Origin of the sequence: Caproiciproducens galactitolivorans, assembly GCF_026672255.1 — a bacterium.
GTDB classification, from domain to species: domain Bacteria; phylum Bacillota; class Clostridia; order Oscillospirales; family Acutalibacteraceae; genus Caproiciproducens; species Caproiciproducens galactitolivorans_A.
Map to the genome: position 1 here is coordinate 128,165 of NZ_JAPOHA010000003.1, position 15,032 is coordinate 143,196.

Consider the following 15,032-nt stretch of genomic DNA (forward strand, 5'->3'; position numbering starts at 1 on the left):
CACCCTTATGGCGGATGGGAATTAATCGTCTCGCAAACGGTTAGTTCCCTGTGGATGCTTTTTTATATCCACAGAAAGCATTATAATATACTCTTTCGTTAAATGCAAGAAAATATTTACAATTATGTGAACAATTTATTACTTTTCAAGCTATTTTCTTATCATTCTTTAATTTTTTATGCTTCGTTCCTAATGGGACGATATTTTTTTGCTTGTTCATTAAAGTTTCCTCTTTCAAAATTGAGCGCCATAAACATCGAATTAGAGGAATTATGATAGAAGTTATGGAAACAAACAAAATCGGGGTATCCGGAGCTATATCTATAGTCGATAGAAAAATGAAGGTAAGTCCAATTATAAGGAAAATCTTTATGTTGCAAATAATCTTTTGACATCTCATATAACCACATCCAATCTTTATTATTATGTATATATTCTACATCTTTATGAAGAATATGTCAATAGAGATTCAAAAGAAAATCTACATAATTATAAAGAATTTATATTGATATACATAGAGAACTGTGCTATAATTCAGTCGAAAGAAGGTGCGTTATGCCGTTTTCCTATAATAAACTCTGGAAGATTTTGATTGACCAGAACATGACGAAGGAAGAACTTAGAAACTTAATTAAAGCATCTCCAACTACTATTGCAGCAATGGGAAAAGGAGAGGGAATATCGCCGAAAGTGTTAGAAAGAATATGCCTTGCTTTAAACTGTCAGCCCGGTGATATTATGGAATATATTAATAAATAGTAGAGTGTTCGATTTTATTACACAAATCTTGAGAGAAAAAAGTGCAGCCGATTCTCCAACATGAGAATCGGCTGTTTTTAATCAATTTGCAAAAATGATTAATTATAATGGGGCCTACTGACTGGTGTTTTGTTAACATTGACAAATTTCATTTTTGATCGAATAAATCAGGTAACATTTTAACGTATGCATTATTAATTTCTTCTCCTGCGCGTTTGGTATCATCATCCATAACATGAGCATATACCTTTAAAATAACATCGGCAGTAGAATCTCCCATTAGTTTCTGCACTGTTTTAAGATCTATTCTCTCATGAAACAAATTTGTGCAAAATGTATGACGAAACGTGTAAAGCCTAGCATATTTACTTAATCCATAGCGCTCTTTAAATCGATTGAATTTTTTAATTAGTACATCTTCTCTTAAAATTCCTCCTTTTGTATTTGGAAACAGTAATTTGCTTTCAAATTGGACAAGGCTTTTGGCTTTAAGGTAATTAAGCCAATTTTGAATAACTGCAAGAATTTCATCTCCCAAATATAGCGTTCGCACGCCGGAAGGACTTTTCGTTAGGCCAATAACTAATTTGCGGGGGCCTTTTGAAGAAAGTGCCTGATGAGAATTGAGCTTAGGCTCATTTGTTGCTGCCTGCCGGATTGTCAGCTTTTTTGTGTCGAAATGCACATCTTCCTTTTCTAACCCGCGCAGCTCACCTGGCCGTATGCCTGAGAATGCCAATAATGTTAAAATCGTAAATAATTGAGGGTCTTTTTCCTCTTTAGCAAGGCATAAAATATCAGCTAACTGCTTTTTTAAATAGATCTTTTCATCCTCAGAGCGAATATCTATTTTCTTTGATTTTGGACTATAAACCTTTTTAGCTACATTTTTAGAAATTAATTCGTCTTCGACAGCCATGTCAACCATCTTTTTCATAACAAGCCGTACCTTATCGATTTTACTTTGGGAATAATTGGACAAGCCGTCCAAAGTGTTTTGCAAAATCGAGCGAGTAAGTTCGTCGAGATATAGATTACCGATTAATTTTACCAAGGTTTTTGAGGCTGTTACATAACAATGCTTTGTACGTTCTGAAGCTTTTGGATAGAAAGATAGCAGATTTTTATCAAGATATTCTTTGACCGTAATACGTCTAAAACCAAGCGAATTAGGTTTCATTAATAACTGAATGCTATTACTTATTTGTGAAGATACTTCTGCCGATCTCGTGGATAATTGAGATTCAACAGAAGAACCTTCACGCATTATGTAATCTGCATTTACAATAGGACCATCATTTTAATTTTTAGAGAATCTGTAATTTCTTTTATTTGAAGCTGATTGATTTTATCAAGGTAATTTGAAATCAATTCACGCTTGTCATTTTTCAGATTGATCTCTAACCACTCATTTAGTAATTCATAGACGTAAGCTTCCTTTTTTGTCATAATGTAATATGACCTCCTATAAAATAATTCAATAAAACTATAGGATATTTAGCTAAAATATTAAATTTAATTAGGAATAATAATGTGCATTTTATACATAAATTACAATTTGTATAGAATAAAACCATCCTCCAAGCCAAGGAGATAAAGCGCATCCCCTTTTTTTAAGTGATTTTCCTTTATCCACATAGCCGGTATAGTTGTTAAACCCACACTGATAGAAACAGTTTTTAACCGGTCAATATTTTCGGTAGGCTTCAATATCGGACGGTAAAACAAGCTGTGAGGAGACTTAATGATCTGTACCCGGTCCTTTTCAACGGAAATTCCATAGTATTTGAGATATTCCATCGGGATATAAACTAGATTGCAGTCGAATAGCTTTACCGGAAAGCCCATGATTTTTCCGAAGTTTTTCATTTCTTCTCCTTCCCTTCAATTTTTTGTTTTTTGACGGACGGACAGACGAGAATACAATCGTCTGTTGCAATTAAAAAAACGTGACTGCCGATTTCTACACCGTTTCTCCGTACCCATTCCATAGGCAGATTAAACCTTCCGATGCTGATGCTTTTTTGTACGGCGCCGCCGACAAGTCTGCTGGCCGGGAATATCTGCAGACGGTTCCGGGTAACTCGTACCAGGACGGAGCCTGTTTCAGGTATGTTGAATAGATTCCTCAGATTCTTGTCTATAACGATTCTGTAACGGGCTGATACAATGGCTGGAAGTCCAATAATTTCATTCATGCTGGTTCTCTCCTATGATTTTTATGTTTTTTAAAGCAGGGAAAAAAGAGTTAACGACAATTCCCGTAAATCCCGGGGGCCTTGGATAAATATTCGTAATATACCACTTAGTTAACTTAGAGAATAAGTACTCTTTTCTCTGCTTTAACGTAACCTTCCTTCTGGACATAGTTCTTTGGGGTGTCGCCGGTGATATGGGGGAGGGTGTCAAAAAGGGCAAAAGAAGGAAAAAAAGCAATCTCCAAATGGCCGAACGATGACCGTCATCATTATCGGTTTTAATATTCGGTTTGCTTTTAAGGACATATAGATTTACACTAGTTCCATTGTTTCCATACCGGAATGTTGGAAGCTCTTGCAATCACGTCAATCTTCTGCATTACTAAATCCCGCCATGGCTTTTGTGTGTCATACCCCAACGCATCTGCGTCCTCACGCCGCAGGGAAATAACGTGCGTCCAGATATTACCCTCGCAGTTCGCGATTTCCTCCTGCGCCTTCCTAATGTCAACGTCCGGAGAAGAAGAAAATAGACCGTGTTCTCCAACACGGTCTACACTGGGACGTTTACCAACATACTCGACTAAATTTTTTGCCTTTCCTAAATCAACGGCATAGCCTAATCCAAATTCTGCGGCGTGTGAAATGAGTTCAGAAGCATTCCCAATGGTAGGATTCCCTTTGAAGTCCTGATATTCCAAACTGTTTTTTGCTTCCGGAAACTCATGGAGCAAATCGGCCAGCAGTTCCATCTGCTTATGTGTGGCCGGTTTTGCCGCAACCTCCGCGTTTAATTTTAGTGGGTCAAGGTTTAAGGAAACGATATCCTCTCCGCTCATGGAAAGCTGGTTCGGCGTATTCAGTATTACGCTTTCCCGCGTACCGACATAGTTGACCAGACCCATAGCTGCGTCTTTTGTCATGCAGTGTTTTCCGTCTGCTTTTTCCCCGGCTTTCGCAATGTGGAAATACCGGGAGTTTAATACAATTCTTGCGCCGGGCATTAAAATCATCTCCAGTTCAGTTAAAATTACCAACTGTTAATCACACGATATTGAAATTACGCAAATTATTGCGCAGATCAAACAACTAAACCAAAAGATAAAAATGGTTGCTGGCAATTCATCAAGAAATACCAACAACCATTTTCATTTTATAATACTCTACCGCGATATCATTATTACAAAGATATGTTAACTTACACTGCAAGTAAAGACAGCCGCACGTGCGTTATTTATATAGATGCCAGTCTTGCCTGCCTTTATGTCCGTAAAAGAAAAATAATAATCATTTCCAGATCGGCTTTTAAGTTTAGTCGAAACAATGCCGCCGGTCCCAGCTACGACTGAAGGATATTTTCCACAAGTTATTCGCGCAGTATACTTTTTTCCTCTTTTAATTGGAACTGTTGAAGTTGTATCACATGAGAAAGGAAAATCTGACCCATTAAGCTGAATTATAGTTTGGGGTTTAGTAAGACTTGCTGGACTTTCCGCATATGGCCCGTTCCACGGGTTAACCGAAAGAAATGTACCGTCTCCTTGGTTCCTACCAGTGATAACTTGCTCCGTGTATATTTCCATTCCTTGACCTTTATCAACACAATCTTTTATTCTTTTTACGGTAAAAGACTCAGCTGCTTCATTTGAAAGCTCAATACCAGCATACATAGTTAAACCACCAGCTAAGTAGCTGCCAACAACAGGTATATGGGGTGCACCCAGACCCGCGACGAATAGAGCAACATCTTTCGCAACACTAGTCTTAGCGTGAGAATCTAAATAAGAATAGTAAAAATTCTTTGCCTGTTTCGGTGTTAAAAACAGCACGGGACTAGCAACAAAAGTCTCAACTGTGCTAACTACTTGAATTGTCCCATGATCATGGGGATACCTTATTACTCCACCACCTGGGAAATTGTATTTGGTGTTTGACGAGACGGAGAGCAAAGAAAATATGCCGGAATCTTTCACTCCGGAATCTTTCACTCCAGAATCTTGTACCACCTGGTAATCACTGGAAGACTTTATCTCTGCTGCGAAACACGGAATAGCAAATGACGAAACCATTAGTATAGTTAAAATTAAGCATACGAATTTTTTACTTACGTTTTTCACCTTTTCCACTCCTTAATTGATATAAAATAAAATTATATTAAAAAAATTAAATAAAAATTGGATTCACTCCTTTTAATAATGTATTTAACCGGGAGATTAGACCATGAAAAAAATTAGCTAATTGAAATTCTAGCTCCTATTAATATAAGCATGATGCAATAAGTATGAAATTAGCAACAGAAATGCAATAAGAGAAAATAAAAAATTATTGAAAATAAGTATATGTCTACTGCCTAATATTGCACACACAATCCAAATAATGGCGAATAATAAACAAATGCCTAAATGAATTTTCAGTCCCTTTTTCATCGTAACCTCCATATTTCTTTATTATCTTTGATCTATTATATATTGCTTTGCAAGAAAAATAAATACTAAGTTTTACTTTTTTAGAAAAAATCTTTTCTGCAAATCCTTTACCCTCCTTTGTTTGTCGTACCCATTCTTGTAGAAATGAAGAGAAAAAGCCAGCATGCTAATATGCATATCCATTTTTTTGAACTGGGCATTTACGGTCCACCGGCGCTTTTATGTTAGTATTAAAAAAACATCCCTACAATTGGCGTAAGGATGTTAATAGTAACAGTGTTATTATTTAATTCAAAATTTTATGTTCTGGTATTGATCTATAAGTGATTGAATTTCTCTCTGTGAGTAAAGAATGGTTTTAGATGCTATGTGATACAGTTGTTTTGTACCATTATGATAGTGTGACAGATAATTGTCTTGGATATTCGATAATTTTGCAAGTTGATCACGAATGGAAATAGAATGGGATATGCATTTCTCGCGTAAATCACATTTATTGTCCTTAATTGAGATTTGTACGGAAACCAACTGAGATTCAATTTCACTGCACCTCTGATTTAAATCTTTCAACCCGCTTTTCTGTTCCTCTTTGATTTGTCTGGCGGTTTTGATATCCTCCATGTCCTGCTGAAGGCTATGATATATATCTGGTGCCAGAAATACAAAGCAGAGCAAAAGCAAAAGTAAAAAGGTGAAACTTACGTTGCCTGTAAAAAAGTTTGACAAAGACATTACTCCCTTACGAATATCGCGAACAGGAATTAGGTCACCAATATGAAGGCACAAAGGCAAAATGATAATCAAGGATATTAAAGAAATCCATTTTATCGTTGTTGTCGCTTTTCTCATAATTACAACTCCAATCCCATATCCCTATGAAGCATTCTTGAATGTCTTTGCTGATTTCGTTCAAGAATCTGCTGCTCAAAAATTTCATATTCTTTTTTCAACTCAAGTTTATGCGAGATATCCGACTGAATCATGGTCTTAAAATCATTTATCTGTTTTCCAGTTGGCGGTTGTTCCGTGGAAAGACATTGATCAATAAATGATATTTTTATAAACAGCTCGTCGTTCAATTCCATCAGTTGATGAACCAAATTCGATATCTGAGCGACGTCATAATCGGTTTGATCCATGGTTTTGGAATTGCTATCAGTATATTCGTTTATTTGGTCTTCCAGTTCAGCAATGGTATTTTTATATCTCTCAAGGCGGACAACCATATCTGATTGATATTCTTGAAATGTAGATTGAAGCTCTTTCAGCTCGGCTTCCAACGCCTGTCTATCAAAAAGACGTTTTACCAATTCTTTAATCAAACGAAGCACCCCATATAATAAAATTAAAAACAGTGCAGTTTCTACCCATGCCATAGCGGAGTCAAACATTATAATCACCTCTATAATAAATTGTTTATAGAATATTGTCAAATAATATTCTTTTATGTTTCATCTTCTGATTCATTAGCCGCTTCTAAGATATCAATAGATCCATTCGTTGTTTTTACATCATGAATTGATTTGATACGCAGTTTATCATACTCGTCTTTATTAAGTTGAATTACGGAAGCCATCATACGTGTGTGCATATCCATTTCAACGGCTGTGCGGAAATTTCCTTTTGAAATTCGCGTAGCCAAGTTGCTGACCAGTCCTTCCATTTTTGAGCCGAAAACACCACATAAATAATCTTGATTAAGCTGAGAAGTGATGTATCCAAAATAAAAATCAACTGCATTTTCAATTACATCGTTCCTTGATTGGTTCCTGCCTTTAAGTTTTATTAAGCTATCTATTTTCAAATACGTATCTTCTTTTAGATAAATTGATGTTCTTAGCTTTTCATTAAGGTCTATGCTGTTGTCAGAAAGTCTTTGCGAATTCACTACATTATCCAAAGTTATTTTCCTCCTATATTTGATTTAGCAATGAAAATGCTTGTAATCAAAACTGATTACAAGCATTTTTGCAGATATCCTGCGGTTTTGAAAGTCTTTTTATATTGTTTGATTCGTACTTTGTAATCAGCACAAAATTTTTGATTACAAACTCTAATCGTTCCACGCCCAGCACCGCTGGGCGTTGCGTACTGCATTGTAATCATTTTGATTACAATGCTTTATCCTGCAAAGTTCAACTGACGTTTTTCAGAGTGCTAAAAAAAGAACTGAAAACCATCAAAAAACCGCATAGGATAGCCAATTTTCAATGATTTAAGCTTCATTAAAACCGGTGGAGCCACTTTTTTCAAAATCCATACTTAAATCCGGTTCAGAAGAACCAGGTTGAGGTGGCTTATTTGAAGCCACAGTGGCCGATTTCATAGTAGGAGAGCGGGTGGAAGGGGAAGTCTTTTCGATGTATTTTTGAACCGCAGAAGGGACATATTTTTTATAAAAACCTTCTACCGTTTTACTTAATTCCTGCTCCATATCCAAACCTTTTTCATCCATAAACTGCTGCGCTGCTTCGTACTTCTGCTGGTCGACTTTTAGCTTTACTGTAACGTTTTTCATCTCTAAATTACCTCATCCTTCTTTAAAAATCTTGTTTTGGCAGGGTGGCCGGGTGCGCCTAAAGCAGAGAAAAAACAATGATTTTACTTTCCTTTTTCTTTAAGATAAGTTTTAATGTCAACGTGATTTTTACGGCAGTATACTATGTCGTTAAAGGCGCTGTTATTTGACTTAAGCCATAATTCTGCTTCCCCCGTTGATAATCCTAAGAATTCCTGCAAAGAATTCTTGGTGTCATGGGAATGCCAAAACTTTACCTTTTCGTCTAGTTCAGACACAGTTGCGCTTCCCTGTAAGATTTGATCAATGAAATTCATTTTGCTACCTCCTACAACTTTGCAAATAAAAAATCCATCGGAGTTTTTCTTCCGATGGATTCATTCTTGTATTAAGTTTTATTCAAGTTTCATTTCCTGTTCTTCTTCCAACTCCTGCTCACAGTCGGCAAACTGCTGAAACAATTCGAGAAGTTTTCCGCCTTTCGGATTGACAAGTCGGATGTATTTCTCCTGTTCTTCAAGGGAAATAGGTGTTGTGATCCTCTCAAAGATATCCGTCATTTTTCGGTAGTCGCAGTCAAAAGCAAGCGCACTGGCTTCAATCATTTCACGGCTGGATACGTTTGAAAAATCGACCTGGTATCCGGCAACCTGGGCGAGACTCTCAATGAAAACTCTCTGCGTCCGTCCGTTTCCTTCCCGAAACGGATGGATAACATTGATTTCCCCTATATAATAGGCCAGCTTTTCACAAATATCATCCTGCGCGGTTCCGATCAGATAATCCTCATTTCTGAGTTTATCAAAGGTTGGCTGCGATCCGGATTCGATATACATACAGTTGCAAAATTGATTGCCTTTTGCAATGTTAACCGTCCGAAGCTGTCCGGCCCAGGGATAGATGTCGCGGAAGATAAAGCGGTGAATCACCTGCAGGTGTTTCAGATCGAAGCTACCCTTTACCGGCAATTTTTTCAAATCATAAATACGGAGGGCTGAGATTTTTCTCTCAGCTTCATTGAGCTGGCCTTTCTCTTTGATGCCAAGTTTATTGATCAGAATAAAAGAATTGGGATAACAATATTTGCTATCCCACTCGTAGTCATATTGATATTCGTTTTCCATATACTCACCTATCGGGAACGACGGTATACTGTTTCACCAAACGCTTAACCATCTCGTCAGTTGAAACCTCACCGGTAATACATTTTCTTAACATTTTTTTGTCATCATCCGTTAAGGGCATGCCTTCCATTGCCATGGTACCATTAATTTCGCTGATAATTTTCTCCATGTCTTTCATTGAATAGCCCCCCTTTATACATTAATATTATACTACTTCCAGAAGAAAATATCAAAGAATTTCAGCAGACCAAAAGCGCCTAAAGCAGAGAAAAAACTATTGTATTTGAATCGCTTTTTAAACAGCTACGGTGTTATTAAGATCAGTCATATCGCTGCAATGCCGTACACATAGTTCCGGAAGGTTTGCCATGACCAGCGCTTTAGCAAATGGCGGCGGGACCATATTTCCGCAGCGGGCAACTTGTTTGTTTTTCGGATAAGTCTTTCCGGTATAGTCGTGGTCGATTATGTAATCAGCCGGTGCGCCCTGCGCAGCGTACAGTTCACGCGGTGTCAGCATGCGCATTCCAATATCGACAATCTGGTAATCTACACCGTGAATTGTTACCAGTCCGAACCGATCTTTACTCACCACGGTGTCAAGCGGATCCGATACTTTCTGGCCGGTGCCTTGCCCGTAATACTTAATCAAAAAGGCTTGAATCTCTGCAAAATGTCCCGGTGAAGTCGTTACCGTGTGGAGCGGTTCGCTCATACTCTGGCCGATTCCAGTCTTATAAAATTTGGAGATAAATGCAGAAACCAACGCGTACCTTGGTGAGCTATCCACGGTCATTATTGGCTCCGTTATGGATTGCCCGCGTACTTCATTTTTTACCGTTTCACTGTGATACTGGATAAGCGACGGGGCGACCACATAATGGCTATTTACCGCCGTTATAGTACTCAACGGCTGATTTGTGTTTTCCGCCTCATTGGAAAATTTGTAGTTTACTATGAACGGTTCTGGGTTATCAATCACAAATTTTTGAATCCCCCGTGCTATCCGTCGCATGGTATTTTCAGCAAGCGGCTTTTTACGCTCAAAAATAGACGAACACGGTAACGACCAGTCAATGATTTCCGCAGCCGTGCGCCACGGTTTTAGCTTTCCTGACTTTACTTTCGGACTACCCGGGGCACCGTGTGTCGGCTCCGGCCATACTATCGGTTTTCCGTCATTTCTGGCAATCAGGGAGAATCTTTTGCGGATTGTCGGTGCACCATAGTCGCAGGCTCGAAGCTCTCTGTGTTCAATTTCATAACCGAGTGAGTGAAGCTGGGATTCCCATTTATGAAAAGTCGTTCCGGCGAGTTTCTTTACTGGCTTACCTTTACGAACCGGTCCCCAGGTTTGGAACTCATCGACGTTTTCCAGAATAATAACACGAGGGCGAACCTTTGCGGCCCATTTCAGGACAATCCACGCAAGGCCACGTATCTTTTTACTTACCGGTTTTCCACCTTTAGCTTTACTGAAGTGCTTACAATCAGGTGAAAACCATGCAAGTCCAACCTTCTGACCGTGACATGCCTTTACCGGGTCAATAGCCCATACATTTTCACAATAATGCTGTGTATAAGGATGATTTGTCTTATGCATTAGGATAGCATAATCGCTCGGCATGAATTTGATAAAGTTGATTCCAAACATAATAAATCTCCGTTTCTGTCAATTAATTTTCTCGATAACGATGAGGCAGGTGCTGTCCGGCAGCTGCACGCGCTTGCCATTTTCATCGCTGAATGATATTTTTTGAGAGAGCGCCAAAGGATAGCCGTCCTGTAGGTAATGTCTACACTCAAGTATCTTTGCCTGCTCACCCAGCGTTTCGGTAATAAAACGGCAATATTCCGACGGGGTGAAATAGCCAAACTGCTCGTTGATTTCATGCACATAGGATTCCTCGCCCCATGTGTAGGTATAAAGAAATTCCATGGCGTCGTTGACCGGCATCAGCACTTCGTTGCGGCCAATGCTTTCATATTGAATGCTTCGGCCCTGAAAATCATGGGCATACCGTTTTAAAAAGTCCATTCCTTCGTCTGAGGCAAACCGAATTCTTCGTTTCAGCGAAACGGGCTCGGTCATGATGCCGTCACGAATCAGGATTCTCCCTCCCGGCGACAGCACGTCAAACGCACTTTTCAGTGCCCCGGCAATGGTCGCCTTATTGAATTTTCGCCCGTCCGTCTCGATGTAGGAAAAAAGCTCATGGATAATGGAACAAAAGATGATCGTATCGGCATCGCCCGGTTTTAAGACACCGGAGAGATGAAACGCATCCCCTTGCATGACATTCCATTTTTTCTTTTCACTCTGCTTTTTTTGCCGCAGGGCGCGGATGACATTCTCGGCGATATCGATGCCGGTAACTTCTGCCTGAGGGTATTGCTCTTCAATCAGATCCATCAGCGCGCCGCCCCCGGGGCCGATATCCAGAATCGATTTCCCGGTGATATATTTAAGCAGCACCCGCTTGCCATCGATGGACTGATTCATGGTTTTTAGATAATTTTCTTCCTCATAAAAGCGATCGTAGGCGTCTTTTCTCAGATCAAAGAGATCATACAGCATGATAATCGATTTTTCATAAAGCACGCCTGATTTTTCCGCTTCCATACAGAATGCAATCAGCCGTTCCCCGGCCGGTGAAAATTCAAACACAAAGAACGCCGTGTCGTCAAGCTGCGGAACGGTTTCGATTTTGTGGCGGATATGAGGGCTTTCATGGCTCGTTCCGTTCAGAATATCCTCAACCGAATAGGCTGCAAGATATTTTTCGATGATGCGTTTTTTATAGAGATTGACGTACTTTTTGCCGTTCCGGTCATAATAAAGGCCGGCCATCACCTTTTCAAAACTCAGATGCGAGACTTTTTTGTCCTTTAGAGAACGGCAAGCCAGTAAAAAGACCTTTATGAATTCCTCAAAGCTGAAATCATAAAGCGCAGCTTCCACATACCATAAATCGCATTGCTCAAAAAGAGCGGCAAATTTTTCAGCCCCCAAGGCATTTTGTGAAAATTGCGCGTAGGTCTTTTCAAAGTCCTCACCCGCCTGAATGGAACTGCTCCGAAGCGCCCGCAGGCGCTCCTTGACCGGCAGCTCGCAGTCAAATCGGCCATTCACTACGCAGTCAATCTTATCGAAAACAGTTGCCTTGACACTTTCCCACAGATTTACATCCACGGCGGCGATAATGCAATAATTGAAAGCCCGCAGCATCGTTGAAAGCTCTGCTTTGTCGGCTTGCTTATTTGTAATCAGGTCGTACAGCGGTCTGTTTTGTGAAAAATTCACTTCTCCGCGGATTGTCTGCCCAATCAGGCCGTGCGTTTTAATCAGTGTTTCAACAACCGGGCTGAAATTGCCGCTGCGCAAGCATTCTGCCTTATAGATTTGAGCAGAGCCGATGTTATGTACAAACAGATTATATCCCGATTGAATCCATTGCTTCCGCTGATGAGGTAAACCGCCTTTTGCAACCTCAGACCACTTAATGGCTTCTTCCAGTACAGCCTTCTGCGTATCCGGCAGCTTCAAATCTTTCAGCAGGCAGAGCTGCCGGGATACCGTTTGAAGCGCATAATTTTCCTTGGCCTGGCCCATAGAATTTAACCGTTCCGGGTTCACGCGGTGTTGATCGGTAAAAGCAAGGTAGAGCAGCCATCTTTGATTTTTTAAAATTGCTAAATCCCCTTCTTGGAAACGTGTGATGGCCTCGAGTGCCGTCATGATGATTCCCCCTAAACGATTAGTTCAATCAATTCAGTACGCTTGTCATATTGTACAGCTAAATTCTTATCCGATATTTTTCCTCATTGTATAAAATAATCCGATTTTATCGCTTTTGTACAGGGTAAAGATAATCCTGCTCATGAAAGTTAAGAAAAATTTGCGAAATATGTAGTATAGTTAATGACTAAAAATAATTATAGCAAAACGAAACATCGATATCAATACATGCTTGGTAGAATAATGACAATTGTTGTAACAATACAATTCTTTTACTCTTTTACGTAACGAGGATGATCACGTTGCATACTGCCGTAAAAATGGAGAATATGAAAAGGGAGAGGGCCAAAACCCTCTCCCGAATTATTTACTCCGAAGCTCCAACTTGTGTATAAATTAATTTATAATAGGTGTTTCTTCTCAGACTAAGTGCCTTCCCTACGGGTGCAGATAAAAGCTGCTTTTGCCTTCGCATTCATCTTTTTACCCTTTGCAAATGGCCAAAATTTACTATAGCAATTCCAATAGCTTTTCACCTTTTACTTCAAAAGGCTTCCATGGGATGATTGCGTAATTCCCATTTGAAATCTGGTCCACATTCTGAATCCATTGCAATTCACTCGATGCTTTTGCCTTCAGAAATTCGCTGGTTGTATCTGTCAGAGAATAGCTTGCGTTTATTACCCACCATCTTACATTGAGGCCCGCACGCTTCAAATCATCTACAAGGCGCTGCGCTTCAAAGAACGGCGTTGTTTCCGCCAGAGTTACGATGATGACTTCCGTATCGTCCGGATTCTTTAGTCTGGGAAGCAATTCCCTTGCTGCTTCCGGAACGTCCCCTCCGGTATTTTCGATCTGCTGGTTATAGCTTTGGGTAGACTCCAGCAGAAGAATGGTATGGCCGGTCGGCGCGGTATCCATAATCACCGTTTCGTCTGCGCTTTTTGCCACAATTTCTGAAAAGGCTCTGAACACGGCGATTTCCTGGGTACATGGAGAGCGAAGGTCTTCCTTTACATATTCCAGATCTTCCTCCGACATGGTCTGTCGGGCTTTCGACAAAACTTCTTCCTGATATTTTTTCAGTTCTGCCTGTTCATCAATGTGGCTGATGGAAATATTGCTTTCCCGACCCATCACAAAATTTAAATGGTCTGCGGGGTCTGTGGTGGCAAGCCGCACCTTTTTTCCTTTTTTGCTAAGCCCGAGCGCTATGGCGGCGGCAACGGTTGTTTTGCCAACGCCGCCCTTCCCCATCGTAAAAACTACCTTTTTATTTGAATCGCTGATTTCCTTTATGATATCCGAGAGTTTAAATGGATGAATATCTGCCTGCGCTCCTTCTGCTTGAACACTTCCCGAATAGGACAGCATGTGTCTTACGTTTTCAATACCGGTGATGTTATAGGCTCTCAGCGGTACCATTGTTGCCGGCCGGCGCAGAAGACTTTCGGGAATCTTTTTGAGCGCTTCCTGTTGTTTGCTGTATAAAGCAGTTTCTACCTTATCCGTTGAATCCCTGCTTTCCAGAACGCCGTTCACCACGAGAAGCTGATTGTTAATGCCGAGTGCGCCAAGTTCTTCAGAAGCTCTTTTTGCTTCCAGAATCGGTGAGGTTTCCGGCCTTGTGACGAGCACAAGCGTCGTCAGGGACCCATCGGCAAGGGTATCTACCGCTCTTTTGTAGATTTCCTTCTTGCTTTCCAAGCCGGACAATTGCCCAAGGCAGGAAGCTCCGTGCTTACTCTCGCTGATAAAACCGCTCCATGCGGAAGGGAGCTGGAGCATCCGCAGGGTATGGCCGGTGGGGGCGGTGTCAAAAAGAATATGATCAAATTGTACTGCCTTTTCTTTATCCGTCAGGAAAGAGGAAAACTCATTAAACGAGGCAATTTCCACCGTGCAGGAACCGGAAAGCTGTTCTTCCATGTTTTGAATTACGGATTCGGGCAATTGACCGCGATAAGGCCCAACTACGGACTCGCGGTATTCCGCCGCGGCGGCCAGAGGATCAAGGTTGGCCACCACAAGGCCCGGAGCTTCTTTTATAGCGGTTCCCTTGTTGTCCAATTCCAGATGAAATACATCCTGAAGATTTGAAGCGGGGTCTGTGCTGACAAGCAGCACTTTTTTGCCGGAATCCGCAAGAGAAACGGCCGTGGCACAGGCAATCGAGGTTTTGCCGACCCCGCCTTTCCCCGTGAAAAACAAATATTTGGTCATTGCGGTTTTCGCCGGACTATATAATTCCATATTCATAATGTA

General features: G+C 40.4%; 17 protein-coding genes. 1 reads left to right on the plus strand and 16 read right to left on the minus strand.

Translation table 11 applies throughout. The annotated features are described in order from the left end of the window. Positions 1-555 precede the first annotated feature (555 nt). On the plus strand, positions 556-759 hold the full coding sequence (locus tag OUY18_RS03780; RefSeq protein WP_268057382.1) for a helix-turn-helix domain-containing protein: 204 nt from the start codon (positions 556-558) through the stop codon (positions 757-759). 148 nt (positions 760-907) lie between these two features. On the opposite strand, the gene OUY18_RS03785 is transcribed toward OUY18_RS03780, so the two are convergent. From OUY18_RS03785 to arsA, 16 genes are all read right to left on the minus strand, one after another. Beyond that, entirely contained in the window at positions 908-2,026 is a 1,119-nt protein-coding gene (locus OUY18_RS03785) for a tyrosine-type recombinase/integrase (RefSeq protein ID WP_268057383.1), read from the minus strand. A gap of 14 nt (positions 2,027-2,040) precedes the next feature. Further along, on the minus strand, positions 2,041-2,208 hold the full coding sequence (locus OUY18_RS03790; RefSeq protein ID WP_268057384.1) for a hypothetical protein: 168 nt from the start codon (positions 2,206-2,208) through the stop codon (positions 2,041-2,043). Between the two features lie 102 nt (positions 2,209-2,310). Then, positions 2,311-2,628 carry an AbrB/MazE/SpoVT family DNA-binding domain-containing protein gene (locus tag OUY18_RS03795; RefSeq protein WP_268057385.1) on the minus strand — a complete coding sequence of 106 codons (318 nt, stop codon included), beginning with the start codon at positions 2,626-2,628 and terminating at the stop codon, positions 2,311-2,313. Further along, on the minus strand, positions 2,625-2,957 hold the full coding sequence (locus OUY18_RS03800; RefSeq protein ID WP_268057386.1) for a hypothetical protein: 333 nt from the start codon (positions 2,955-2,957) through the stop codon (positions 2,625-2,627). Before OUY18_RS03800 ends, OUY18_RS03795 begins: the two co-directional genes overlap by 4 nt. Before the next feature lie 317 nt (positions 2,958-3,274). After that, positions 3,275-3,961, minus strand: a complete 687-nt coding sequence (locus OUY18_RS03805) for a relaxase MobL (protein WP_268057387.1) — start codon at positions 3,959-3,961, stop codon at positions 3,275-3,277. A 189-nt stretch (positions 3,962-4,150) separates the two neighbouring features. Further along, the gene (locus OUY18_RS03810; RefSeq protein WP_268057388.1) at positions 4,151-5,074 is read right to left on the minus strand and encodes a hypothetical protein; all 924 of its coding nucleotides are present in this window, start codon (positions 5,072-5,074) and stop codon (positions 4,151-4,153) included. A gap of 600 nt (positions 5,075-5,674) precedes the next feature. Continuing rightward, on the minus strand, positions 5,675-6,232 hold the full coding sequence (locus OUY18_RS03815) for a hypothetical protein (protein WP_268057389.1): 558 nt from the start codon (positions 6,230-6,232) through the stop codon (positions 5,675-5,677). A 2-nt stretch (positions 6,233-6,234) separates the two neighbouring features. After that, on the minus strand, positions 6,235-6,774 hold the full coding sequence (locus OUY18_RS03820; RefSeq protein WP_268057390.1) for a hypothetical protein: 540 nt from the start codon (positions 6,772-6,774) through the stop codon (positions 6,235-6,237). A gap of 53 nt (positions 6,775-6,827) precedes the next feature. Then, entirely contained in the window at positions 6,828-7,283 is a 456-nt protein-coding gene (locus OUY18_RS03825) for a hypothetical protein (protein WP_268057391.1), read from the minus strand. Positions 7,284-7,598: 315 nt separating this feature from the next. Beyond that, positions 7,599-7,901: a hypothetical protein gene (locus OUY18_RS03830; RefSeq protein ID WP_268057392.1), complete on the minus strand. Its 303-nt coding sequence runs from the start codon at positions 7,899-7,901 to the stop codon at positions 7,599-7,601. Between the two features lie 83 nt (positions 7,902-7,984). Next, on the minus strand, positions 7,985-8,218 hold the full coding sequence (locus OUY18_RS03835; RefSeq protein WP_268057393.1) for a hypothetical protein: 234 nt from the start codon (positions 8,216-8,218) through the stop codon (positions 7,985-7,987). A gap of 78 nt (positions 8,219-8,296) precedes the next feature. Beyond that, positions 8,297-9,025 (minus strand): Fic/DOC family protein, encoded by a 729-nt coding sequence (locus OUY18_RS03840; RefSeq protein WP_268057394.1) that lies wholly within the window; start codon positions 9,023-9,025, stop codon positions 8,297-8,299. A gap of 4 nt (positions 9,026-9,029) precedes the next feature. Next, on the minus strand, positions 9,030-9,203 hold the full coding sequence (locus tag OUY18_RS03845; protein WP_268057395.1) for an antitoxin VbhA family protein: 174 nt from the start codon (positions 9,201-9,203) through the stop codon (positions 9,030-9,032). Positions 9,204-9,320: 117 nt separating this feature from the next. Then, positions 9,321-10,679 (minus strand): DNA cytosine methyltransferase, encoded by a 1,359-nt coding sequence (locus OUY18_RS03850; protein WP_268057397.1) that lies wholly within the window; start codon positions 10,677-10,679, stop codon positions 9,321-9,323. Positions 10,680-10,697: 18 nt separating this feature from the next. Then, entirely contained in the window at positions 10,698-12,764 is a 2,067-nt protein-coding gene (locus tag OUY18_RS03855; RefSeq protein WP_268057398.1) for a class I SAM-dependent methyltransferase, read from the minus strand. A 510-nt stretch (positions 12,765-13,274) separates the two neighbouring features. Beyond that, entirely contained in the window at positions 13,275-15,020 is a 1,746-nt protein-coding gene (arsA, locus tag OUY18_RS03860) for an arsenical pump-driving ATPase (RefSeq protein ID WP_268057567.1), read from the minus strand. Between the last annotated feature and the right edge of the window lie 12 nt (positions 15,021-15,032).

What these genes read in the sequence shown, in the direction of transcription:
- OUY18_RS03850 (WP_268057397.1), bottom strand. Translation starts at nt 10,679, where the DNA reads ATGTTTGGAATCAACTTTATCAAATTCATGCCGAGCGATTATGCTATC.
- OUY18_RS03840 (WP_268057394.1), bottom strand. Translation starts at nt 9,025, where the DNA reads ATGGAAAACGAATATCAATATGACTACGAGTGGGATAGCAAATATTGT.
- arsA (WP_268057567.1), bottom strand. Translation starts at nt 15,020, where the DNA reads ATGGAATTATATAGTCCGGCGAAAACCGCAATGACCAAATATTTGTTT.
- OUY18_RS03820 (WP_268057390.1), bottom strand. Translation starts at nt 6,774, where the DNA reads ATGTTTGACTCCGCTATGGCATGGGTAGAAACTGCACTGTTTTTAATT.
- OUY18_RS03845 (WP_268057395.1), bottom strand. Translation starts at nt 9,203, where the DNA reads ATGAAAGACATGGAGAAAATTATCAGCGAAATTAATGGTACCATGGCA.
- OUY18_RS03855 (WP_268057398.1), bottom strand. Translation starts at nt 12,764, where the DNA reads ATGACGGCACTCGAGGCCATCACACGTTTCCAAGAAGGGGATTTAGCA.
- OUY18_RS03795 (WP_268057385.1), bottom strand. Translation starts at nt 2,628, where the DNA reads ATGAAAAACTTCGGAAAAATCATGGGCTTTCCGGTAAAGCTATTCGAC.
- OUY18_RS03790 (WP_268057384.1), bottom strand. Translation starts at nt 2,208, where the DNA reads ATGACAAAAAAGGAAGCTTACGTCTATGAATTACTAAATGAGTGGTTA.
- OUY18_RS03785 (WP_268057383.1), bottom strand. Translation starts at nt 2,026, where the DNA reads ATGCGTGAAGGTTCTTCTGTTGAATCTCAATTATCCACGAGATCGGCA.
- OUY18_RS03800 (WP_268057386.1), bottom strand. Translation starts at nt 2,957, where the DNA reads ATGAATGAAATTATTGGACTTCCAGCCATTGTATCAGCCCGTTACAGA.
- OUY18_RS03805 (WP_268057387.1), bottom strand. Translation starts at nt 3,961, where the DNA reads ATGCCCGGCGCAAGAATTGTATTAAACTCCCGGTATTTCCACATTGCG.
- OUY18_RS03815 (WP_268057389.1), bottom strand. Translation starts at nt 6,232, where the DNA reads ATGAGAAAAGCGACAACAACGATAAAATGGATTTCTTTAATATCCTTG.
- OUY18_RS03835 (WP_268057393.1), bottom strand. Translation starts at nt 8,218, where the DNA reads ATGAATTTCATTGATCAAATCTTACAGGGAAGCGCAACTGTGTCTGAA.
- OUY18_RS03830 (WP_268057392.1), bottom strand. Translation starts at nt 7,901, where the DNA reads ATGAAAAACGTTACAGTAAAGCTAAAAGTCGACCAGCAGAAGTACGAA.
- OUY18_RS03780 (WP_268057382.1), top strand. Translation starts at nt 556, where the DNA reads ATGCCGTTTTCCTATAATAAACTCTGGAAGATTTTGATTGACCAGAAC.